The sequence below is a fragment of the Micromonospora sp. NPDC047670 genome (assembly GCF_043204915.1).
In the GTDB taxonomy this organism is placed as follows: domain Bacteria; phylum Actinomycetota; class Actinomycetes; order Mycobacteriales; family Micromonosporaceae; genus Micromonospora.
Genome location: NZ_JBIDDA010000001.1, coordinates 664,123 through 686,098, shown reverse-complemented (window position 1 = coordinate 686,098; position 21,976 = coordinate 664,123). Strand labels below are relative to the sequence as shown.

Genomic DNA, 21,976 nt, shown 5'->3' with positions numbered 1-21,976 from the left:
GCCGATGTTCGAATACGCACCCGCCCCCGAGTCCCGCTCGGTGGTGGACATCAAGCCCGCGTACGGGCTCTTCGTCGACGGGACGTTCGTCGACCCGACCGACGGCGGCACCTTCAAGTCGGTCAACCCGGCCTCGGAGGAGGTGCTCGCCGAGATCGCCGAGGCCGGCGCGCAGGACGTGGACCGCGCGGTCCGCGCCGCCCGGCAGGCGTACGAGCGGGTGTGGGGACCGATGCCGGGCCGGGACCGGGCCAAGTACCTGTTCCGGATCGCCCGGATCATCCAGGAGCGCTCCCGCGAGCTGGCGGTGCTGGAGTCGCTGGACAACGGCAAGCCGATCAAGGAGTCCCGCGACGTCGACCTGCCCCTGGTCGCCGCGCACTTCTTCTACTACGCGGGCTGGGCCGACAAGCTGGAGCACGCCGGCTTCGGGCCGGACCCGAAGCCGGTCGGCGTGGCCGCGCAGGTCATCCCGTGGAACTTCCCGCTGCTGATGCTGGCGTGGAAGATCGCCCCGGCCCTGGCCGCCGGCAACACGGTGGTGCTCAAGCCGGCCGAGACGACCCCGCTGACCGCGCTGCTCTTCGCCGAGATCTGCCAGCAGGCCGACCTGCCGGCCGGCGTGGTCAACATCGTCACGGGCGCGGGCGACACCGGCCGGGCGCTGGTCGAGCACCCGGGCGTGGACAAGGTCGCCTTCACCGGCTCGACCGAGGTGGGGCGGGCCATCGCCCGCTCGGTGGCCGGCACCCGCAAGAAGCTCACCCTGGAGCTGGGCGGCAAGGCGGCCAACATCGTCTTCGACGACGCCCCGGTCGACCAGGCGGTCGAGGGGATCGTCAACGGCATCTTCTTCAACCAGGGGCACGTCTGCTGCGCCGGCTCCCGGCTGCTGGTCCAGGAGTCGGTCGCCGACCGGGTGCTGGAGTCGCTGAAGCGGCGGATGGCGCAGCTCCGGGTCGGCGACCCGTTGGACAAGAACACCGACATCGGCGCGATCAACTCCGCCGCCCAGTTGGCCCGGATCCGCGAGCTGTCCGACGCGGGGTCCGCCGAGGGCGCCGAGCGCTGGTCGCCGCCGTGCGAGCTGCCCGAGCGCGGCTTCTGGTTCGCGCCGACGATCTTCACCGGGGTCACCCAGGCGCACCGGATCGCCCGCGAGGAGATCTTCGGGCCGGTGCTGTCCGTGCTGACCTTCCGCACCCCGGCCGAGGCCGTCGAGAAGGCCAACAACACGCCGTACGGGCTGTCGGCCGGAATCTGGACCGACAAGGGCTCCCGGATCCTGTGGATGGCCGACCGGCTGCGCGCCGGGGTGGTCTGGGCCAACACGTTCAACAAGTTCGACCCCACCTCGCCGTTCGGCGGCTACAAGGAGTCGGGCTACGGTCGCGAGGGCGGCCGGCACGGGCTGGAGGGCTACCTCAATGTCTGAGCGGGTCGCGGTACGCAAGACGTACAAGCTCTTCATCGGCGGGAAGTTCCCGCGCAGCGAGTCGGGACGGTCGTATCTCGTGCAGGACGCCAACGTTTCCCTCGCCTCCCGCAAGGACGCGCGGGACGCCGTGGTCGCCGCCCGCGCCGCCGTGAAGGGCTGGGCCGGGGCGACCGCGTACAACCGGGGTCAGATCCTCTACCGGGTCGCCGAGATGCTGGAGGGCCGGCGCGAGCAGTTCGTCGCCCTGGGCGTGCCGGGCGACGAGGTGGACGCGGCCGTCGACCGCTGGGTCTGGTACGCGGGCTGGTCCGACAAGCTCCCCCAGGTGTACGGCGGGGCCAACCCGGTCGCCGGTCCCTACTTCAACCTGTCGGCGCCCGAGCCGACCGGCGTGGTGGCCGTGGTGGCCCCGGAGTCCCCGGCGCTGCTCGGACTGGTCAGTGTGATCGCCCCGGCGATCGTCAGCGGCAACACGGTGGTGGTGGCGACCTCGCCGACGCAGCCGCTGGCGGCGGTGACCCTGGCCGAGGTGCTCGCCACCTCCGACCTGCCCGGCGGAGTGGTGAACCTGCTCACCGGCCGGATCACCGAGACGGTGCCGACGTTGGCCGCCCACATGGACGTCAACGCCATCGACCTCACCGGGGTGACGGACGCCGAGCTGGCCGCGGAGCTGGAGGTCAAGGCGGCGGAGAACCTCAAGCGGGTGCTCCGGCCGGCCCCGGCCGACCACGACTGGTCCGCCGACCCGGGCATCACCCGGATGACCACGCTGCTGGAGACCAAGACCGTCTGGCACCCCAAGGGGGTGTGACCGGCTCGGTCGGTCTCGTGGCCGGGCCTGCCCGGGTCTCCGCGAAGTCGCGGGCCATCGTGCCGGCGGTCTCGACGGTGTCGGTGTGGGTAGCCCCGAGCGGCACCAGCAGTCCGTCCGGTCCGCGGTGGGTGGGGTTTCGGGGAGCGCCGCCCGCTCCGGGACCAACCCCTCCACTGACCGCTACTCCCCCGACCACCCGTCCAGCCGGCCCGGTCGCCCCCGCCACCGACCGCTCCCTTGCTGACCACCCCGTTCGGCCGGTCCGGCATCCCGCTGCCTCCCTGTCCGCCCCTCAGAATCCGGACGCCGGCAAGGCGTGCTTGTCGGTGCGACATGGACGCCTTCGCAACTTCCGTGAAGTAGTGGCCTCGGCGCCGCCCAGAGGCCACTACTTCACGGAAGTCGCGCGGATCTTGGCGGGGCCGCGCGAAGGTTTGCGGGGTCTGCTCCGGGGTGCCGGCGGGCCGGAAGGGTTTGGCCGAGGTAGGGGACGTGCTCGACGTCACGTCGTACTACGGGGGGTAGGATTGCGGCGTGACTCGGCTCGGTGATCTCGAACGTGCGGTGATGGACGTGCTGTGGGACTCGGTCCCCGCCACGTCGAACGGGATCACCGTGCGCGAGGTGGCCGACGCGCTGGACGGCCGCGAGCTGGCGTACACGACGGTGATGACCGTGCTGGACCGGCTCGCCGGCAAGGGCATGGTGCAGCGCGAGCGGGAGGGGCGGGCCTGGCGTTACCGGGCCGCCGCCAGCCGCGAGGCGCACATCGCCCAGCTCATGCTCGACGCCCTCGACCTCGGCGGCAGCCGGGACGCCGCGCTGGTGCGCTTCGCCCGCTCGGTGACCGGCACCGAGGCCGAGGTGCTGCGCGCCGCCCTCGGCGCCGAGGCCGCCGTCGGGCCGGCGGGGCGCGGCGAGGGCGGCCTGACCGGCCGGATCGAGGCGCCGACCGACCCGGCCGGCCGACCGGCCCGGGCCGACGAGGCAGCGGACCGGTAGGGCGGCGGCCGTGACGTACGCCCTGCACTTCGCCGCGTCGATGCTGGCCTGCTGGCTGACCGCGCAGGTGCTGGCGCGCTCCACCTGGACGTGGCGCAGCCCCCGGGTGGCGATCATCTGTTGGCAGGCGGTCGGGCTGGCGCTCGGCCTCTCCGCGATGGGCCTGCCGATGGCGTGGGGCCTGGCGGCCTACGAACGGCCGACCGGCAGCGCGCTGGTCGCCCTGGCCAGCGACCTGAGCCACGGCACGCTGCTCGTCGGGGTGGGCGCGCCGCAGCTGGCCGCCGTCGGGGTGGGCTTCGGCATCGGCGCGGTGCTGCTGACCACGACCGTGCGCAGCATCCACGGCACCGTACGCGCCCAGCGCCGACACCGGCACCTGCTCACCCTGGTCGCCCGGCGGGACCCGACGGTGCCCGGCGCGCTGGTGCTGGACCATCCGAGCGCGGCGGCGTACTGCCTGCCGGGGGTGAAGCCGCGGGTGGTGGTCAGCGCGGGCACGCTCGACCTGCTGGACCGCGAGGAGCTGGCGGCCGTGCTCGCCCACGAGCGGGCGCACGCCCAGGAGCGGCACGACCTGGTGCTGCTGCCGTTCACCGCGCTCTGCCGGGCGCTGCCCTGGTTCGCCTGGGTCCGCGCGGCGCACGAGCGGGTCGCCCTGCTCGTGGAGATGCGGGCCGACGACAAGGCCCGCCAGGCGCACACCGACGCCCCGCTGGCCGGCGCGCTGCGCCGGTTCGCCGCCGCCGGCAACCGGATCACCCCGGCCGGCGCCCTCGGGATGGGCGAGGGGGACCTCGACGCCCGGGTGCAGCGGCTGCTGGTCGCCGATCGGCCGCCCCGGCTGATCGGGGCCGCCGCGCTGGCGGTGGCGACCACCGTGGCCGCGCTGCCCATCTCGCTCTTCCTCAGCTGAGCAACGGCCCGGATCCGGGCGCGACACCCGCTCCCACGACTACTACGTATCGTCGTACTCTTTCCTACGACACGACGTAGTAGTCATAGGTAGAGAATCTACGTGTAGGCTCGCTACGACAAGTGAGCCAACCCTACGGAGAGCCGGCCATGGACACGCTGCTCCTCGCCCGACTGCAGTTCGCCACCACCACCTCGATCCACTTCCTCTTCGTGGTGGTCACCCTCGGCCTGGTGACACTGCTCGTCGGTCTGCAGACCGCCTGGGTGCTCACCGACAAGCCGATCTACGAGCGGCTGACCCGCTTCTGGGGCCAGCTCTACGTGATCAACTATGTGCTCGGCATCGCCACCGGCATCGTGATGGAGTTCCAGTTCGGGCTGAACTGGAGCGGCCTGTCGCGCTACGTCGGCAACGTCTTCGGCGCGCCGCTGGCCATCGAGACGCTGGTCGCCTTCTTCCTGGAGTCGACGTTCCTCGGCATGTGGATCTTCGGCTGGCACCGGCTGCGCAGGGGCGTCCACCTCGCCCTGCTCTGGGGCGTCGCGCTCACGGCGTACGCCTCGGCGTTCTGGATCATGGTGGCCAACTCCTGGCTGCAGAACCCGGTCGGCTACGAGGTGCGCGACGGCGTCGCCCACCTCACCGACTTCTCCGCGTTGCTGACCAACCCCAGCCTCGGCATGGCGTTCGGCCACGTGGTCTTCGCCGCGCTGCTGGTGGGCGGGATGCTGATGGCCGCGGTCAGCGCGTGGCACCTGATCCGGCGCACCCCGGACTTCGCGCTGTTCCGCACCTCGCTGCGGATCGGCCTGGTCACCGCGGCGCTGTCGATCACCATGGTGCAGGGCTTCGGCTTCGCCCAGTTCGGCCCGGTCGGGCAGGTGCAGCCCACCAAGTTCGGCGGGAGTCCCGCGGCGGACGAGCTGGTCGCCGACTGGACGGCGCGGTTCGGCCCCGGCGACTACACCCCGCCGGTGCTGGCCAGTGTCGGCCTCGGCTTCATGATCCTCATCGGCTTCGGCCTCGGCCTGCTCTGGCTGCTGCTCCCGCTGCTCTGGCGGGACTGGGTCATCCGGCTGCGCTTCCCCCTCTGGCTGGTCCTGCTCGCCCTGCCGCTGCCGTTCGTCGCGGTGATCCTCGGCTGGATCTCCCGCGAGGTCGGTCGCCAGCCCTGGGTCGCGTACGGGCTGCTGCCGGTGGACCGGGCCGTGTCGCCGGTCAGCCCGTGGCTGATGCTCGCCTCGCTCGTCGGCTTCAGCCTGCTGCTCGGCGCCCTGGCCGTCACCAACTGGGTGCTGCTGGCCCGGCACGCCGCCCGGGGCGCGGCCGATCCCGCCCTGGGCCGCCCGCCGCAGCAGCCGCCGGCCGACCCCCGCCCCGAGCCCGCCTTCGCCTGAGGAGACGACGTGGAACTCGCCTGGTACGCCCTGCTCGGCCTCTTCTTCGCCACCTACCTGGTGCTCGGCGGCTACGACTACGGCGTCGGCCTGCTGCTCGCCCGGGGCGCCGACCCCGCCCGCCGTCGCGCCGCGCTGAACGCCGTCGGCCCGTTCTTCCTCGGCAACGAGGTCTGGCTGGTGGCCGCCGTCGGCATCCTGTTCGGCGCCTTCCCCGTGCTGGAGGGGGAGCTGCTCTCCGGTTTCTACCCGGCCGTGGTCGGCGCGCTGACCGGGGTGATCCTGGTGACCGCCGGGGTGCAACTGCGCAGCCGCCCGGCCGGGTCGCGGGCCCGCGCCCGGTGGGACCGGGTGGTGGTGGTCGGCAGCGTGCTCGCCGCGCTCGGCTGGGGCGCGGTGCTGGCCGGGCTGCTCCAGGGCGTGCCGCTGCACGCCGACGGCCACGTCGCCGGGGCGAGCCACCTGTTCACCCCGTTCGTGGCCGCCGCCGGGCTCGCCGTCGTCTCGCTCGTCGCGCTGCACGGTGCGACCTTCCTCACCCTCCGGCTGCCGGCCGCCGAGGCGGCGTCGGTCGGGCGGCTGGCCCGCCGGCTCGTCCCGGTGGCGCTCGTCGCCGTCGGCGCGGCCACCGCGCTCGGCCTGCTCTCCGCCGACGTACGCGCCGCCGCGGGGCAGCCGGTGGTGGCCGTACTGCTGCTGTCCCTGCTGGTCGCGGCGCTGCTGGCGGCCCGGGTGGCCCTCGCCCGGCGGCGGCCGGGGCTGGCCTTCGCCGCCACCGGGGCGGCCCTGGCGCTGCCGGTGGCGCTGGTCGGCGCGACCCTCTGGCCCTACGCGCTGGTCTCCACGATCGACCCCGGCGCGTCCCTGACGGTGGCCGACGCGGCGGCGAGCACGCCCACGCTGCGGCTGCTGGGCTGGCTGACGGTGCCGCTCCTGCCGGCCCTACTAGGCTTTCAGGCGATGTGCTGGTGGGTTTTCCGGGGACGGACCGACGGCAGGGCACCGGTGTACTGGTGAACCGCCGTCCCTTCGACCCGCGTCTGCTGCGCCGGGTCCCCGCGGCCCGGCGCGACCTCGCCGTGCTCGCGCTGCTCGGCGTGCTGGCCGCGGGGGTGGTCGTCGCGCAGGCCACCGCGCTGGCCGCGCTGCTGGCGACGGCGTTCGACGGGCGGCTGGACCGGCCCGCCCTGGCCGGGTTCGTCGCCGCCGTGGCCGCCCGCTCGGTCCTGGTCTGGGCGCAGGGAACGGTGTCCGCGCGGGTCGCGGCGACGGTCAAGGCGGCGCTGCGCGCGGAGCTGCTCGGCGCGGTCGGGCGGCAGGGCCCCGGCTGGGTCGCCGGCCAGCGCGCCGGGCAGCTCGCCACGCTCGTCGGGCGCGGGCTGGACGCGCTGGACGCCTACTTCACCGGCTACCTCCCGCAGCTCGTGCTGAGCGTCACCGTGCCGGTCGCCGTGCTGGCCCGGATCTTCGTCGCCGACTGGAGCTCGGCGCTGATCATCGCGGCCACCCTGCCGCTGATCCCGATCTTCGGTGCGCTGCTCGGCTGGCAGGCGCAGGCCGCCACCGAGCGGCAGTGGCGACGGCTCTCCCTGCTCGGCGGGCACTTCCTCGACATGGTCGCCGGGCTGCCCACGCTGCGCGCGTTCGGCCGGGCCGGGGCGCAGACCGAGGTGGTCCGCCGGATGGCCGACGGGCACCGGGTGGCGACCATGAAGACCCTGCGGATCGCGTTCCTCTCCGCCCTGGTGCTGGAGCTGGTGGCCACCCTCTCGGTGGCGCTGGTCGCCGTGCCGGTGGGCGTACGGCTGCTCGGCGGCGGGCTGACCCTGCAGACCGCGCTGCTCGTGCTGCTGCTCACGCCGGAGGCGTACCTGCCGCTACGGGCGGCCGGCAGCCGCTTCCACGCCAGCATGGAGGGGCTGACCGCGCTGGACGAGGCGCTCACCCTCTCGGCCGGCGCCCCCGCGCCGGCCGCGGCGGGCGGGGCCGCCGCGACACCGGACGGTCGGGGGGTGATCCGGTTCGAGTCGGTGACCGTCGAGTACGAGCGGACCACCGCCCTGCGCGACGTCACGCTGACCATCCGGCCGGGCGAGCGCGTCGCGGTCATCGGCCCGAGCGGCGCCGGCAAGAGCACCCTGCTCGGCCTGCTGCTCGGCTTCGTCGCCCCGACCGCCGGCCGGGTGACCGTCGGCGGGGTGGACCTGGCCGGCACGGACCTGGACGCCTGGCGCCGCCAGGTGGCCTGGGTGCCGCAGCGGGCCCACCTCTTCGCCACGTCGCTGGCGGACAACATCCGGCTCGGCGCCCCCGACACTCCGGACGCGGCCCTCGGCGCCGCCGTCCACGACGCCGCCCTGGACGACGTCGTCGCCGGCCTGCCCGAGGGGCTCGCCACCGTGCTCGGCGAGCGCGGGCACGGCCTGTCCAGCGGGCAGCGGCAGCGCGTCGCGCTGGCCCGCGCGTTCCTGCGCGACGCCCCGGTGGTGCTGCTCGACGAGCCGACCGCCCGGCTGGACACCGCGAGCGAGGCGGTCGTCCTCGACGCCACCCGCCGGCTGGTGGCCGGGCGGACGGCCGTGCTGGTGGCGCACCGGCCGGCGCTGCTCGCCGACGCGGACCGGATCCTGCGGATCGAGGACGGCCGGGTCACGGAGCTGACCCCGGCGGCGGCCGGGGAGGCGACCCGATGACCGACGAGCCGAGGCCGGCCGGCGACGCCGGCACGCGACCGGACGCGGGTGCCGCCGGCGGGCCGGGGCGCGTCCGCTCCCCCGAGCGGACCGTCCTGCGGCTGGCCCGGCCCTACCTGGACCGGCTGCTCGGCGCGGGGCTGCTCGCCGCCGCCACCGAGTTCGCCGGCCTGGCCCTGATGGCCACCGCGACCTGGCTGCTGATGAGCGCCGCCGGCCGGCCCCCGCTGGACCGCCTCACCGTGGCGATCGTCGCGGTCCGGGCGCTGGCGGTCGGCCGGGGCGTGCTCCGCTACACCGAGCGGCTCGCCGGGCACGACGCCGTGCTGCGGCTGATCACCGACGTCCGGGCCCGGGTCTTCGCCACCCTCGCCGCCCGCCCGACGCCGCGGCAGCGCTCGGGGGACGCGCTGAGCCGGCTCGTCTCCGACGTGGAGGCCGTGCAGGACCTGCTGCTGCGGGTGCTGGTGCCAGCCTCGGCGGCGGCCCTGGTCAGCGTGGTCGCGGTCGGCGCCGCGGCGCTGATCTCGCCGGCCGCCGCCGGGGCGCTCGCCGTCGGGCTGCTGGTCGCCGGGGTCGCGCTGCCCGCGCTGGCCACCGCGCTGACCCGGCGCGCCGCCGCCGAGCTGGCCCCCCTGCGCGGCGCGCTCGCCACCGACGCGGTCGACCTCACCCACGGCGCCGCCGACCTCGCCGCGTTCGGCGCCACCGGGCACGCGCTGGACGCGGCCGACCGACGCGCCCGGCGCCTGGCCCGGCTGGAGCGGCGGCTCGCCGCCACCGGCTTCGCCGTCGACGCGGCCGGGGTGCTGGTGGCCGGGCTGACCGCCGGCGCGGTGGTGCTCGCCGCCCTGGCCGCGGACGTGGCCGGGGTGCTGGTCGGCGTGCTGGCGGTCGGCACCCTCGCGGCCGTCGAGATCGCGCTGGCGCTGGTCGGGGCCGCCCGGCAGTGGACCCAGCTCCGCACCGGCCTGACCCGGGTGGCCGCCCTGCTGGACCCCCCGGCCGCGCCGGCCGCGCCCGGCGACGCGCCGGTCGGCCCCGGGCCGTACGACGTGCGGTTGGCGGAGGTGACCGTGCGGTACCGGGAGGGCGCCGCGCCCGCCCTGGACGGGTTCAGCCTCCAGCTGCCGCCCGGGCGCCGGGTGGCCGTGGTCGGCCCGAGCGGCGCCGGCAAGAGCACCCTCGCGGCCGTCCTCACCGGGTCGGTACGCCCGGAGCGCGGGCGGGTCACCCTGGACGGGCGGGACCTGTCGGCGTACCGGTCCGGGGAACTGCCCCGCGCGGTCGGCGGGCTGCTCGCCGAGGCGTACGTCTTCCACGCCACCGTGCGGGAGAACCTGCTGCTCGGGCGGCCCGGCGCCGGCGAGGACGAGCTGGCGGCGGCGACCGCGACGGCCGGCCTGCTGGACTGGGTACGCGAGCAGCCGGACGGCTGGGACACCGTGGTCGGCGAGGAGGGCGGTCAGCTCTCCGGCGGCCAGCGGCAGCGACTCGCGCTGGCCCGGGCACTGCTCGCGGCGCCGGGCGTGCTGGTGCTCGACGAGCCGACCGAGGGTCTCGACCCCGCCGCCGCCGACGCGGTTCTCGCCGCCACGCTGGCGGCCACCCCGGCCGGGCACTCCGTGCTGCTGATCAGCCACCGGCTCAGCGGGCTGGCCGACCTCGACGAGATCGTGGTGCTGGACGCCGGCCGGGTGGCGCAGCGCGGCCGGCACGCCGACCTGGTGGCGGCCCCCGGCTGGTACCGGGACCAGTGGCTGCTCCAGGAGGCGGCCGAACGCGGGTACCTGGCGCTGCGCCCCTGATCGCGGCGCCCTTCCCGCATCCCGCACCTCCGGGTCGGGCCAGGGATGTCCCGGACGACGTCCGGCTGCCGCCCGTGACAGGGTGGTGCCATGCGGGGCGACGACGCGACGATGGTGGAGGAGCGGCTGCGGGAGCTGGACAAGCGCCTGCGCGGGCCGCGCCGGTTGAAGTCCGACCTGCTGACCGAGGCGCGGCACGGCCTGCTGGACGCCGTCGAGGCGTACCGGGAGGACGGGCTGCCGGCGGCGGAGGCCCAGCGTCGGGCGGTGGTGGAGTTCGGCTCACCGGCGCAGCTGGTCCCGGCCTGGCAGGCGGAGCTGGCGGTGGCCGCGCTGCGCGGGCTGTCGCTACGGGTCATCGGGCTGGCCGTGGTCGCGTTCGTCGCCGGGGACCTGACCTGGCAGGGGGCGAGCTGGAGCGACGGGCCCCGCCCGCCGGCCGGCTACGTGCTCCTGTCGACCTCGGTCAACTGGATCTGGGGAGCCGCGTTCGCGCTGGCGGCGGCCGGGCTGCTGCTGGCCGGGGCGGGCCGGTGGGCGCTGCGCGGCGACGGCGTCGTCGGCCGGGTGGTGGGCGCGGCCCTGACCGGCGTCCTCGCCCTCGGCGTGCTGGCCGGCGCGGCCCTCTTCGCGTGGTCGGTCGGCCTGTGGGAGGCCGCGCTCACCTGGCCGCCGATGCTCGTCGGCGCGGTGGTGGCCGCCGCCGGCTACCTGTGTCTGGGCCGGGCCGCCCGCACCTGGCTGCTCGCCGTCCGCTGACCGCGCGCCCCGACCTCCCCGGCGGGGACCGGCCACGGTGGCGTCAGGCGGGCGCGGTGGGCGGGGTGTCCGTGTCGAGGAACCGGCCGACCGTGGTGCTGAACTCGCGCCACCCGGACCGCTCCCCGGCCAGCGCCCGCCGCCCCGCGTCGGTGAGTTGGTACGTCCGCCGCTCGCGACCGTTGACGGTGCTCCAGGTACTGGCCACGTGGCCGGCCCGCTCCAGGCGGCGCAGCGCCGGGTAGATGGTGCCGGTGGGCAGGTCGAGCTGGCCGTCGCTGCGGGCCCGCAGCGCCTCGATGATCGCGTAGCCGTGCAGCGAGCCCTGCTCCAGCACCGCGAGCAGCAGCGCGTCGAGGTGTCCGTGCAGCGCCTGGGCCTTCATAAGTAGGAAGCCTACTTGTTGGCGAGCCGCTCCGCCACCGGGGTGCGGGCACCGGTCCCCCGGAGCCGCCCACTAGGGTATGTGCCCAGAGTCACTCGTCGGCGGCGGACGCCGGCGGGTGGGCAACCCGAAGCACACGGAGGTCAGCGTGGCCCGCCAGTCGCCCCAACGGCCCGACGCCGACGAACCCGAGCTCGAGCTCGACGACGCGGACGGCCCGGCCGAGTCCGGCACCGCACCCGTCTCGGCCGACGCCGCCCGCGCCCTCTGGGACGAGCTGCGGATCGACCCGGTGGAGATCGCGCTGCCCGCCGGCACCGGCTACACGCTGCGGGCGTACCGGCCGGCGCGCGAGCTGACCCCGACCGACGTGGCCGAGCGCGACCAGGACGACCCCTTCCTGGCCCGCCGCCAGGCCGTCGAGGAGGACGAGGACGAGGACGACGAGACCGTCGTCATCCTCGACGAGGAGGTCGCGCAGGAGTTCGCCGAGAGCGACGAGGAGGACGGCAAGACCCGTCGCGACGCGGCCGACGACGAGGACGCCGAGGCGGCCGTCGACGCCGAGGACGAGGCGGGCGACGAGGAGGTCCCGGTCTTCCTCAGCCACCGGGGCAGGCTGCTGCTCTTCAAGACGCCCGAGTCGCTGGTGAGTTTCATCCGTTCCGGCGCGCCCAACGACCTGTCCCAACTGGACAGCTGGAGCGAACTGTCCGAACGGGTGGAACCGGCCGACATCGCGCCGCTGGACGAGGACATCTACGAACTCGACCTGGTGGTGGAGAACCTCCGCGGCGGGCACGACACCTGGGACCCGACGCTGCTCATCGAGGCCGGCGAGGTGGCCCGCGACCTGGCGTACGCACTGCGGCTGCCCGCGGTGCTGGACATGCTCTCCGCCGGCTCCAGCCTCGACGACCTGGACGAGGCGCTGCGCGCCACGGTCAACGGCGGCGTCGGCGCGTTCTTCGGTCGGCGACGGCTGAAGAAAATCGGGGCACAAACCGCAAGTCTGGGTTGGCGCACCATTGTCGGCAAGATCTCTGCGGTCGTGGACTGGCGCGACTGACCCTTTACGGGGAGCATCAGTCTCTGGCAGAGAAAGCCTTGTGTCCCGGGAGGAGGACGACGCCGTGGCGCTCGTGCGCGTGTACTGCGGTCTGGCCTCGGCGGATCCGGCCGACCGATCGGCTTCGGCCGGTTCGGCGCTGACGTCCGCTGTGGTCGACGACGCAGGCCGTCTGCTGCATGTCTGCGAGGTCGGCGACGACCCGGCTGGCTACGCCCAGCTGGTCGCGCTGCTCGTGGAGCGGTCGGGCGGGCCGAGCGGTGCGGCGATCGCCGCCGACAGCGACGACCACACGGTCACCTCGCTGCTCAGCGCCGCGGGTCGCCCCCTGGCGATCGCCGACGACGACTCCGTCGACGACTTCGCCGAGCGGTTCGCCGACGACGACTCCCTGGAGGAGATGCAGTCGCCCCCGGCCGAGCGGCGTGCCGTCGGCCTGGCCCGCGCCCTGCAGGCCGGCGCGCTCTCCGCCGTCACCCTCCCCGCGCCCCGGGACCTCGCCGGATACAAGCAGGTGCTCGCCGCGCACGCCGCGCTGGCCAGCGGCCGGCACTCCGCCGCCGTCGCGCTGCGCGAGGTGCTCCGCGAGCTCTACCCCGCCGCCCTGCGCGCGTACCCGGACCCGGCCGAGCCGGTCTCGCTGGCGGTGCTGGACGCGCTGCCCGAGCCGGGGATGCTGGGCGGTCGCGAGGTCTCGGTCGCCGCCGACGCGGTCGCGGCGCACCTCGTGGCCGACGGGGTCGCCGGCGCCGACGAGCTCACCGACGCGGTGACCGCCCTGCGGGTCGCCATCAGCGAGACGCCACGACGCGCCACGGTCAACCGCGCGCTCACCTCCGCCGTGGCGGAGACCGTGCGGCAGGCCGTCGCCGCCGTCCGGGCCTGCGACGCCGGCTGCGAGGCCCTGGTCGGCGCGCTCAGCTCCCGGGTCGGCACGCCCGCCGCGCCGGCCCCCGGACGCCGGGCCGCAGCCCGGCGCGGCGAGCCGGTCGGTGACCTGCCCGGCCTCGCCCCCACCGGAGCCGGCCTGCGCCCCGTGCGACCCACGGAACCCGAGCCGACCCCGACCGGCGGTCGGCGGAGCCGCCCGGAACCGGTCTCCGGCGCGACGCCGCCCCCCGCGCCCCGGCCGCTCGGCCCGCCGCCGGTCGCTCCCGCGCCGGTCACCCCGCCGCCGGTCGCCCCGGCACCGGTGACCCCGGCCGCGGTCGCCGGTCCCCCGGCCTCCGCGCCGCCCGCGCGGCCCGCCGCGGCGCCGAGCCGGATCGACGGCCCCACCAACCGACCGGTCTCCGCGCCGCCGCCCCCGCCGCCCGGCATCACCCCGATCGCCCCGGCGCAGCGCGGCACCGTCCCCCCGGCCGAGGCCGGGGAGCCGTTCCGGCCGACGTTGACCACCGCGGCGATCCAGAGCGCCCGCGCCGAGCGGCAGCGCACCGTGATCCCGCCCCGACCCAAGACCAACGGCGAGCCCCCGGCGCCCACGGGCGGCTTCAGCGCCACCGACCTGAGCGTGCCCGTGCCCACCCCGCGGCCCGACCAGGAGTCGGCTCCCCCCGGCTCCCGGGCCAACTGGCCGCTGGTCAACAACCCGGAGGACCCGGCCGACAGCTCGGCCAAGAGCCCGGCCGGCGGCTCCTACGGCGGGCGCGGCGTCGACGCGCCGACCGACCCGGGCGCCGAGCGCCGGGTCACCCCGCCCTGGCTGGCCGACGACCTGCCCCAGGAACCCCCGATGCTGCGCCTCGTCGAGCCGCCGCCCCTGGCCGACCGCGCGCTGCGCGGCGGGCCGGGCGAGACCGCCGAGCCGGAGACGCCGCCGCTGCGGCTCGTCGACCGCGAGGAGCCCGGACGCACCGGCCGGCCGGCCCCCCGCGCCGAACGCCCGGCGGCCGAGCACCGCCCGGCGCCCCCCGTGGAGCGGCGGCCCCCGCCGGTCTCCGACGAGGGCGACGGCGATCTGCTGATCTTCGCCCAGGCCAAGTCCGCCTGGTTCGTCGGGCACGCCGAGGAGTCCGACCTGGACTGGTCGACCACGGCCGACACCGGCTGGCAGGCGGCCGAGCAGGCCGCCCGCCCGGCGGTCGGCGCCGAGACCCCGGCCGGGCTGCCCAAGCGGGTACCGCAGGCCAACCTCGTCCCCGGGTCACCACTGCGGGACGAGCGTCCACTGCGGATCGTCCGGGACGCGGCGAGCCTGGCCGAGAACACCACCGGCTACTTCCGCGGCTGGCGTCGCGGGCAGGAGATCGGCGGGTTCGCGGTCGGCGGGCGACCGGGCCGGGAGGCCGCGGGCGGCTGGGACTTCAGCCGCGACACCGGCGACCGCGACGACGACCGGGAATACGAGTACCGCTCCGCCGGCTACCGCTCCTGACCGCCTGGAAACCGCCGTCCACCTGCGTGTTCCTGCCCACACCCCGATGATTTGACGCCGGGCTGCGGCGGCCGGGAGCATACCGGCGGGACAGCCGGCGGCAGGGGTCGCCGGGGGAAGGCGACTCGTGGCGACATCGGCAACCGGCCCCGCTGTGCTCACCCGTCGCGGCCTGCTGGCCGCGACGGCGGGCACTCTGCTGCTCAGCGCCTGCGGGCGCGGCGAGGCGGGCGAGGGGGATCCGGTCAGGACGGTCGCGCCGGGCGGTCAGGAACTGCTGATCGGGGTCAGCCTGGAGCTGACCGGTCCCGGCGCGGCGCTCGGCGTGCTCCAGCAGCGGGCGCTGGAGATCACCATCGAAGCGCTCAACGACAAGGGCGTGCCGGTCGGCAACCTGCGCCGCACCGTACGGCTGGAGGTGCGCGACAACGTCGGCGACCCGCGGCTGGCGGCCCGGCAGGCGACCGAGCTGGCACGCAAGGCCGGCGTACACGCCCTGCTGGGCGGGATCATGGCCGAGACCTCTGTCGCCCTGGCCACCGTGGCGCAGCGGGAGCGGGTGCCGTTCCTGTCGCTCGGCTTCGGCGACGGGATCGTGCTGCCGCTGGCCCAGCGCACGTACGTCTTCAAGCTGACCCCGGACGCCGGCGACATGGCCCGGCGGCTGGCCCGGCTGATCGCCTCGCAGCGGCTGCGCCGGGTGGCGGTGCTGGCCGCGCACGGGCTGCACGGCGACTCCGGCGTACGGGCCATGACGGGGGCCCTGCGGACGGCCGGGGCGGAGCTGGCGGCCAGCACCCGGCTGCCCCGCACCGGCGAGGACTTCCGCGGGGCGGCCAGGTCGACGGCAGCCGCCCGCCCGGACGGCGTGGTGGTCTGGGCGACCGCCCCGGACTCCGCCGCCGCCGTCGGGGCGCTGCGCCGGGCCGGGTACGACGGGCCGGTGTTCCTCGACGCCGGCGCGGTGGCCGAGGAGACCCTCCAGGGTGGAAACGGGGCCCTGATGGAGGGCGCGTACGCCGTCCACCCGGTCTCGCTGGGCGGGGCGATGCTCGCCAACACCACCATGTCGGCGCTGCTGCGCAAGGACTTCGTCTACCGCTACGTGCAGCTGCACGGCGGGTTCAGCGGCTTCGCCCCGTACGCGTCCGACGCGGTGCAACTGATCGCCGACGCGGCGCGGCTCTCCACCAGCGTCGACCGTGGACGGTTGCGGGCGTTCCTGCAAAACCAGGTCACCGAGGGGATGGTGGGGATGTACTCCTTCACCCCCATCCGGCACGGCGGCATGGACCAGGGGTCGCTGGGCCTCTACACCGTCAGCTCGGGCGCCTGGACGCGGGTGTCCTGACCACGGCGCCCGGACCGGGCGCGGGCAGCGACGAGCGCCCGGTGTCGGCCTGGGCCGATACCGGGCGCTCGTCTGTGGATCAGGCCGGGGCGACGGCGCGCGAACGGCGCATGGTGAGCACGTACTCGACCAGCGAGATCAGCACGTGCTTCGTCGACTCCCGGTTGCGGGCGTCGCAGGCCACCACCGGCACGTCGCTGGAGATCGCGAGCGCGTCCCGGACGTCCTGCGGGTCGTGGTACTGCATCCCGTCGAAGCAGTTGATGGCCACCAGGTACGGCAGCCGCCGGTGCTCGAAGAAGTCGATCGCCGCGAAGCAGTCGGCCAACCGGCGGGTGTCCACCAGCACGACCGCGCCGATCGCGCCGCGCACCAGTTCGTCCCACATGAACCAGAACCGGGTCTGACCCGGCGTACCGAACAGGTACAGGATCAGGTCGCGGTCGATCGAGATGCGGCCGAAGTCCATCGCCACCGTGGTCGTCGTCTTGCCCGGCACCTGCCGGGTGTCGTCGACGCCCACGCCGGCGGAGGTCATGATGGCCTCGGTCGTCAGCGGCGTGATCTCCGAGACCGAGCCGACCAGCGTCGTCTTGCCGACGCCGAATCCACCAGCGATAACGATCTTCGCCGACGTCACGCGCCCGCTCGGGGTCGGCGGCCGGTGCGACATGTCAGAGCCTGCGAAGTCCACTCAGCACCCTCTCCAGCAGTTCAGTGCCCACCGCGTCGTCCGAGTCGTCCAGGATGGTCGGCTCGTGGACCGCGACCAGGCCGTCCGTCGCCATGTCGGCGATGAGCACCCGGGCCACACCGAGCGGGAGCTGCATCCGCGCCGCGATCTCGGCGAGCGACTGCACACGTCCGTCACACAGCGCGGCGATGTACTGGTGCTCGCGGCCCTGGCCGCCGTTGCCATTGGCAGCGGCCCGGCCGCGCACCGTCGTCTCGACGAGCGCCTCCAGCGCGATGTCGAGACGGGGGCGGGTACGACCACGGGTCACGGCGTATGGACGGACCAACGCTCCGGTCGGTTCGTCACGATCGACCATGTCGCCGCTCACCTCCTTCGTACCCGGCACCGGCTCCCGAGGGAGCCCGTCGTCGTTGTCGTTGTCGCCCCGCCGACCTCACCGGTCAGCAGGTCGTCAGCCCAGCATGCCCGCTGCCGCGCGCGGCTGCGGGGTCAGCGCGTCGCCCACCCGGTCGACCAGCAGGGCCATCTCGTAGCCGACCTGCCCGACGTCACAGCTGCGGGCGGCGAGCACCGCGAACGACGAGCCGTCCGAGATGGACATCAGGAACAGGAAGCCATTGTCCATCTCCACCACTGTCTGCAGCACCGCGCCTCCCTCGAAGCAGCGGGCCGCACCCTGGGTGAGGCTGACCAGGCCGGACGCGATCGCGGCCAGCTGGTCGGCCCGGTCACGCGGGAGGTCCCGTGACGACGCGAGGAGCAGGCCGTCCGCGGAGACGGCGACCGCGTGCGCGACACCGGGTACCCGGTCGGCGAAGTTGGCCAGCAGCCAACCGAGATCCTGCGTAGTTGTCATCGTTCTTGCTCCTTCTGCCCGCTCCCGGCCACCGGGCCTGAGCCAGACTGCGAGGATTGCTGCCCTCCCGGAGTCGCCTCCGGGTTGGTCGGGTTGTCCGACGGATGCGTGCGCCCCCGCTGCACGCCCCGGTGGTACGCCGAGAGCAGGCCCCGGACGCCCTCCGGCGTACGCCGCTGCACCGAGGTGGTGGGCTTCTCCACCGCGCCCGGCACGAGCTGCGCCATCGGGGTGCGCTTGGGCAGCCCCGTCGAGGTGGTCGCCGCGACCGGGACCTCGCTCGCAGCCGAAGCCGCGCGCCACCCGTCGTCGGCGGCGGTCTGCCAGCCGCTGCCCTGCTGCTGCTGAGGCCGGCGGTGACCGAAACTGTCGGCGACACCGGGGCGGGCACCCCCGTTGACCGTCGATCCGTTCTCGCGCGGCGCTCCTCCGGCCGTCGGCTTCTCTGCCATCGGTGCGTTACCTGTCCCGGGTGGTGTCTGCTGCACGGCGCGACCGCTGGCGTCGACCCGGGCGAACTGCTGGGTCGCGGCACCGTTGGCCGCCGTCTTCGCGGCGGGCGCTGCCGCCTCCTCCGGGCCCGGCCGACGGGTACGGAACCAGGCCGACTCGAGCTCCCGGAAGATCGGCAGCTCCATCGTCTCGTCCGCGTACCGCTGGCGGTTCTGGGCCTGCTGCGGGGTGCTCGGCCGCGCCGGCGGGGCGGCCGGCGCCGGGGCGGCGGCCGGCGCGGGAGCCTGGGCGGTCGGGGTCTCCGCGCCGGGGCGCGGCACCCGCGGCAGTTCGGTGGTCATGTCCAGCGCGGCGGCGAGGCGCTCGGGCACCGGCGGGGTCACCGGGTCGCGCTCCGCGCCGGCGACCGGCGGCCAGGCCGGCGGCGCCGGCGTGCTCGGGCCGGACGTGCCGGGGACCGGACGCTGCGGCAGCGCACCGGCCGGCGGCGCCGAGACCGGCGGGCCGGAGGACGGCGCGGCCGAGATCGGGTGACCGGAGACGGGCGACGCAGAGACCGGCATGCCGGAGACCGGCGGGCCGGACACCGGGGGGGCGGAGTACGGGACCGGCGGGGTCGAGACCGGCGGGCCCGCGTAGGGCACCGGCGGCGCGGAGACCGGCGGGGCCGAGTACGGCCGGGCCTCGGGGCTGCTGGGCACCTGCCGCGGAACGGCGGGCTGCTGGCCGGTCGTGTCCGGGTCGTCGCCGGAGCGCCGCTGCGGCAGCGGATCGATCGGCTGGCCGTTGGACGTGCGCGGCCGGAAGGACTCGCCGTTGGTGGTCCCGGTGGCGCCGGTCAGGTCGGACCAGGCCGGCATGGAGCGCGTCGAGGCCGGCGTGCCGGCGCCGTTGCGCGGCGCCGGGTCGAACGGCCGGCCGCCCAGGGTGACCTGGTTGCCGGACTCGCCGGGGCGCTGGGTCGGCATCGGGTTTGCGGGGCGGCTGCCGAGCGCCGGCAGCGCGCCGAAGGTCGGGGCGGGCCCGGAGGACGGCCCGCCGAACGCGGGGGCGGGGCCGGAGGACGCCCCGCCGAACGCCGAGGACGGCCCGCCGAACGCCGGCGCGGGGCCGGACGACTGGGCGCCCGGCGCGGGCAGCGCGGGCGAGGACTGCACACGGCCGGAGAGCGCCCGGGGCACGAGCACCGACGTGGGCATGACCACCTCGGCGACGGTACCCCGGTCGGTGCCGGGCCGCAGCTCGACCTTGACGCCGTGTCGGGACGCCAGCCGGGCGACCACGACCAGGCCCATCATCCGCGAGACGGCGACATCCACCTGCGGCGGCGTGGCGAGCCGCTCGTTGAGATCGTGGAGCTGCTCGGGGCTGATGCCGATGCCCCGGTCCTCCACGTACAGCGACGCGCGGTCGCCGACCCGGCGGGCCTCGACCATGACGTGCGAGTCGGGCGGCGAGAACGCGGTGGCGTTGTCGAACAGCTCGGCGACCAGGTGCACCAGGTCGTTGACGGCGTGCGCGGCGACCTCGATGTCGCGGTCGATCACCCCGAACTCGATCCGGGTGTAGTGCTCGACCTCGGACTGGGCCGCCCGGAGCACGTCGATCAGGGCGGCGGGCTCCCGCTGCACGCGGGTGGAGTCGGCGCCGGCGAGCACCAGGAGGTTCTCGTCGTTGCGGCGCATCCGGGTGGCCAGGTGGTCGAGCTGGAACAGCTCGGCCAGCCGGTCCGGGTCCTCCTCGCCGCGCTCCAGCCGGTCCAGGTGACCGATCAGGCGGTCGACCAGGATCTGCGACCGGCGGGCCAGGTTGACGAACATCGTCGCGACGGACGCGCGCAGCGCGGCCTGCTCGGCGGCGGTGCGGACCGCCTCCAGGTGGACCGCGTTGAACGCCTCGGTCACCTGGCCGAACTCGTCCTTGCTGCGCACCGGCAGCGGCTCGGCGATCTGGTTGGCGAGCTGCACCGGGGAGAGCTGGCCGGTGACCTGGGGGTCGCGCAGTCGGGCCACGGCCTGGGGCAGACCGTACTGGGCGATGGAGAGGGCGCCCTGCCGCAGGTCGCGCAGCGAGCGGGCCATCGAGCGGGCGACCAGGTAGGCGAAGAGGATGGCCAGCAGCAGCATGCTGAGCAGCAGGCCGGTCTCCAGGAACACCTGGCGCTGCACGTCGGAGCGCAGGTCGTCGGCGACCGCGACGACGTCGCTGTCGATCTTCGACTCGACCGTGCGGATGAGCTTGGCGTTGGCCACCATGGCCGCGTCCCACTCGTCCGCGTTGAACGGCGCGCCGGTCAGGCTGTCGGCTGTGGTGATGCCGTTGAGCCAACTGTTGTAGGTGTTCGCCTCGCGCAGGTCGGGGCCGGCGACCACCTGCGCGTAGTACTCCTGCTCGGGCTGGCTGGCCACCACCCGGAAGCTCTGCAGCCACTGGCTGGAGCCGGTGCTGGCGGCGATGTACTCGTTGCGCAGGTTCGGGGTGAGGCGCTGCTGGATGAACGCGCGGTGCACGACGTCCCGGCGGCGGGACAGGAACTCCTTGTTCCGGGCGGTGGCGGTCGCGGCGCGCATCTGGTCGCTCAGCTCGTTGTCGCCGGCGAGTTGGGTGGCGGAGTCGCGGACGCTGAGCAGGTTGTCGATGAGGCCGTCGTACGCCTGCATCGCCGGGACGAGCCCGAGCTTGCCGTTGAAGACCTGGCTGCGGGTGCCGGGGAGGTCGGTCAGGGTCTGGTCGATCTCGCGCAGCAGGCTCTCGAAGTTGGCCGGGAGGTCCTCGACCTCGCCGCGCTGCTGGGAGTACGGCCCCTTGGCCTTGTCGACCCGGCCGTTGGCCTGCTCGTACGCCTGCTTGAAACGGGCCGCGTCCTGGCCCTTCGGCACGCCCAGCAGGCGCAGCGCGTTGGTCCGCTCGTCCTGGAGTGTGTCGACCAGGTCACCCGAGTAGCCGACGAGATTGGCCAGATCACCGGCCCGGTTGGCATTGTTGAGCGTCTCCAGGTGGTCCACCAGGCCGCTGGTGCCCACGACGACCGTGGCGATGGTCGGCACGATCATGATGAGACCGAGCTTGGACCAGATCGGCATGTCGCGGAGCCGGCCGGCCGGCCGGCGCAGACGCGACAGGAAGGAGCCCGCCGTCTTTGGCCGTTTGCTCACGTCACCGCCCTCGACATTCCAGCGCCCGCGTTGCCCCTGGACAACGCCCAGCGGCCGACCCGGCGGGTCGGACCATCCGAGATTCCATCACGCCACCCCTAAAAGAGAAAGCCCAGGTTGGCCGTCACGCGGGGTGTGATGAGATGTTGATGCAATTTGATCGCAGTCCGTCTGGCCGGAGTCACTGAAGGTAATGAATCACCCTCACCGCGTTGTCCTCCTCGCCGGCCCCTCCGGCTCGGGAAAGTCGTACATAGCGCAACGAACCGGCCTTCCGGTGCTGTGTCTGGACGACTTCTACAAGGACGGCGACGACCCTACGTTGCCGCGCCGGAACGGCCTGGTGGACTGGGAGTCGCCCCGGTCCTGGGACGCCGAGGCGGCCGTGGCGACGATTGCCCGACTGGCCAGGGATGGCAAGGCCGATGTGCCGGTTTATGCGATCGGTGAGGACCGCCGGGTGACCACCCGGTCATTCGACGTCGCCGGTTCGCCACTTTTCGTGGCCGAAGGGATTTTCGCCGCCGAGATCGTCGAGGAGTGCCGCCGCCGCGGGGTGCTCGCCGGCGCGTACGCCCTGCGCCGCCCGCGCGGCGCGACCTTCGTCCGCCGGCTGGCCCGCGACCTCTCGGAGCAGCGCAAGGCGCCCCGGGTGCTGGTCCGCCGGGGGTTGACGCTGCTGCGCGCCGAGCCGGCCGTGCTGCGCCGGCAGACCGGCCTCGGCGCCGAGGCCGCCCGGGCGGGTGAGGTGCTGCGCCGGGTGGCCGGCCTGCTCGCCGGCCACCCGCATCGCCCCTGAC

18 protein-coding genes are annotated in these 21,976 nt (G+C 75.1%); 13 read left to right on the top strand and 5 right to left on the bottom strand.

Translation table 11 applies throughout. The annotated features are described in order from the left end of the window. Positions 1-4: 4 nt before the first annotated feature. The 9 genes from ACGF7U_RS03305 (at position 5) to ACGF7U_RS03265 (ending at position 10,833) form a co-directional block, all read left to right on the top strand. Positions 5-1,435, top strand: a complete 1,431-nt coding sequence (locus ACGF7U_RS03305) for an aldehyde dehydrogenase family protein (RefSeq protein ID WP_393102443.1) — start codon at positions 5-7, stop codon at positions 1,433-1,435. After that, positions 1,428-2,252 carry an aldehyde dehydrogenase family protein gene (locus ACGF7U_RS03300; protein WP_393102442.1) on the top strand — a complete coding sequence of 275 codons (825 nt, stop codon included), beginning with the start codon at positions 1,428-1,430 and terminating at the stop codon, positions 2,250-2,252. Before ACGF7U_RS03305 ends, ACGF7U_RS03300 begins: the two co-directional genes overlap by 8 nt. 537 nt (positions 2,253-2,789) lie before the next feature. Then, entirely contained in the window at positions 2,790-3,257 is a 468-nt protein-coding gene (locus ACGF7U_RS03295; RefSeq protein WP_393102441.1) for a BlaI/MecI/CopY family transcriptional regulator, read from the top strand. A 10-nt stretch (positions 3,258-3,267) separates the two neighbouring features. Continuing rightward, on the top strand, positions 3,268-4,173 hold the full coding sequence (locus ACGF7U_RS03290; protein WP_393102440.1) for a M56 family metallopeptidase: 906 nt from the start codon (positions 3,268-3,270) through the stop codon (positions 4,171-4,173). Positions 4,174-4,322: 149 nt separating this feature from the next. Continuing rightward, positions 4,323-5,573: a cytochrome ubiquinol oxidase subunit I gene (locus ACGF7U_RS03285; protein WP_393102439.1), complete on the top strand. Its 1,251-nt coding sequence runs from the start codon at positions 4,323-4,325 to the stop codon at positions 5,571-5,573. 9 nt (positions 5,574-5,582) lie between these two features. Beyond that, entirely contained in the window at positions 5,583-6,590 is a 1,008-nt protein-coding gene (cydB, locus tag ACGF7U_RS03280; RefSeq protein WP_393102438.1) for a cytochrome d ubiquinol oxidase subunit II, read from the top strand. Next, positions 6,587-8,266, top strand: coding sequence for a thiol reductant ABC exporter subunit CydD (gene cydD / locus ACGF7U_RS03275; protein ID WP_393102437.1), 1,680 nt, complete (start codon positions 6,587-6,589; stop codon positions 8,264-8,266). The genes cydB and cydD overlap by 4 nt, the downstream gene beginning before the upstream one ends. Next, a complete protein-coding gene (cydC, locus tag ACGF7U_RS03270) occupies positions 8,263-10,074 on the top strand; it encodes a thiol reductant ABC exporter subunit CydC (RefSeq protein WP_393102436.1) in 1,812 nt (603 codons plus the stop codon). The genes cydD and cydC overlap by 4 nt, the downstream gene beginning before the upstream one ends. 90 nt (positions 10,075-10,164) lie before the next feature. Next, entirely contained in the window at positions 10,165-10,833 is a 669-nt protein-coding gene (locus ACGF7U_RS03265) for a permease prefix domain 1-containing protein (protein WP_393102435.1), read from the top strand. Between the two features lie 43 nt (positions 10,834-10,876). On the opposite strand, the gene ACGF7U_RS03260 is transcribed toward ACGF7U_RS03265, so the two are convergent. Beyond that, the gene (locus ACGF7U_RS03260) at positions 10,877-11,218 is read right to left on the bottom strand and encodes a PadR family transcriptional regulator (RefSeq protein WP_393102434.1); all 342 of its coding nucleotides are present in this window, start codon (positions 11,216-11,218) and stop codon (positions 10,877-10,879) included. 118 nt (positions 11,219-11,336) lie between these two features. Here ACGF7U_RS03260 and ACGF7U_RS03255 point away from each other — a divergent pair, with 118 nt between their 5' ends. The 3 genes from ACGF7U_RS03255 to ACGF7U_RS03245 all read left to right on the top strand — a co-directional run bounded on the left by ACGF7U_RS03255 (position 11,337) and on the right by ACGF7U_RS03245 (position 16,015). Next, complete coding sequence (locus ACGF7U_RS03255) at positions 11,337-12,287, top strand: DNA primase (RefSeq protein ID WP_393102433.1); 951 nt, start codon at positions 11,337-11,339, stop codon at positions 12,285-12,287. 40 nt (positions 12,288-12,327) lie between these two features. Then, complete coding sequence (locus ACGF7U_RS03250) at positions 12,328-14,664, top strand: transposase (protein ID WP_393102432.1); 2,337 nt, start codon at positions 12,328-12,330, stop codon at positions 14,662-14,664. A 127-nt stretch (positions 14,665-14,791) separates the two neighbouring features. Beyond that, positions 14,792-16,015: an ABC transporter substrate-binding protein gene (locus tag ACGF7U_RS03245; protein ID WP_393102431.1), complete on the top strand. Its 1,224-nt coding sequence runs from the start codon at positions 14,792-14,794 to the stop codon at positions 16,013-16,015. A gap of 79 nt (positions 16,016-16,094) precedes the next feature. On the opposite strand, the gene ACGF7U_RS03240 is transcribed toward ACGF7U_RS03245, so the two are convergent. The 4 genes from ACGF7U_RS03240 to ACGF7U_RS03225 all read right to left on the bottom strand — a co-directional run bounded on the left by ACGF7U_RS03240 (position 16,095) and on the right by ACGF7U_RS03225 (position 21,176). Next, positions 16,095-16,688, bottom strand: a complete 594-nt coding sequence (locus ACGF7U_RS03240) for an ATP/GTP-binding protein (protein WP_089011241.1) — start codon at positions 16,686-16,688, stop codon at positions 16,095-16,097. A 1-nt stretch (position 16,689) separates the two neighbouring features. Beyond that, positions 16,690-17,067 carry a DUF742 domain-containing protein gene (locus ACGF7U_RS03235; RefSeq protein WP_350685443.1) on the bottom strand — a complete coding sequence of 126 codons (378 nt, stop codon included), beginning with the start codon at positions 17,065-17,067 and terminating at the stop codon, positions 16,690-16,692. 96 nt (positions 17,068-17,163) lie between these two features. After that, complete coding sequence (locus ACGF7U_RS03230; protein ID WP_067370442.1) at positions 17,164-17,568, bottom strand: roadblock/LC7 domain-containing protein; 405 nt, start codon at positions 17,566-17,568, stop codon at positions 17,164-17,166. Beyond that, entirely contained in the window at positions 17,565-21,176 is a 3,612-nt protein-coding gene (locus tag ACGF7U_RS03225) for a nitrate- and nitrite sensing domain-containing protein (RefSeq protein ID WP_393102430.1), read from the bottom strand. Before ACGF7U_RS03225 ends, ACGF7U_RS03230 begins: the two co-directional genes overlap by 4 nt. 277 nt (positions 21,177-21,453) lie before the next feature. Here ACGF7U_RS03225 and ACGF7U_RS03220 point away from each other — a divergent pair, with 277 nt between their 5' ends. Continuing rightward, complete coding sequence (locus tag ACGF7U_RS03220; protein ID WP_393102429.1) at positions 21,454-21,975, top strand: ATP-binding protein; 522 nt, start codon at positions 21,454-21,456, stop codon at positions 21,973-21,975. Position 21,976: the final 1 nt, after the last annotated feature.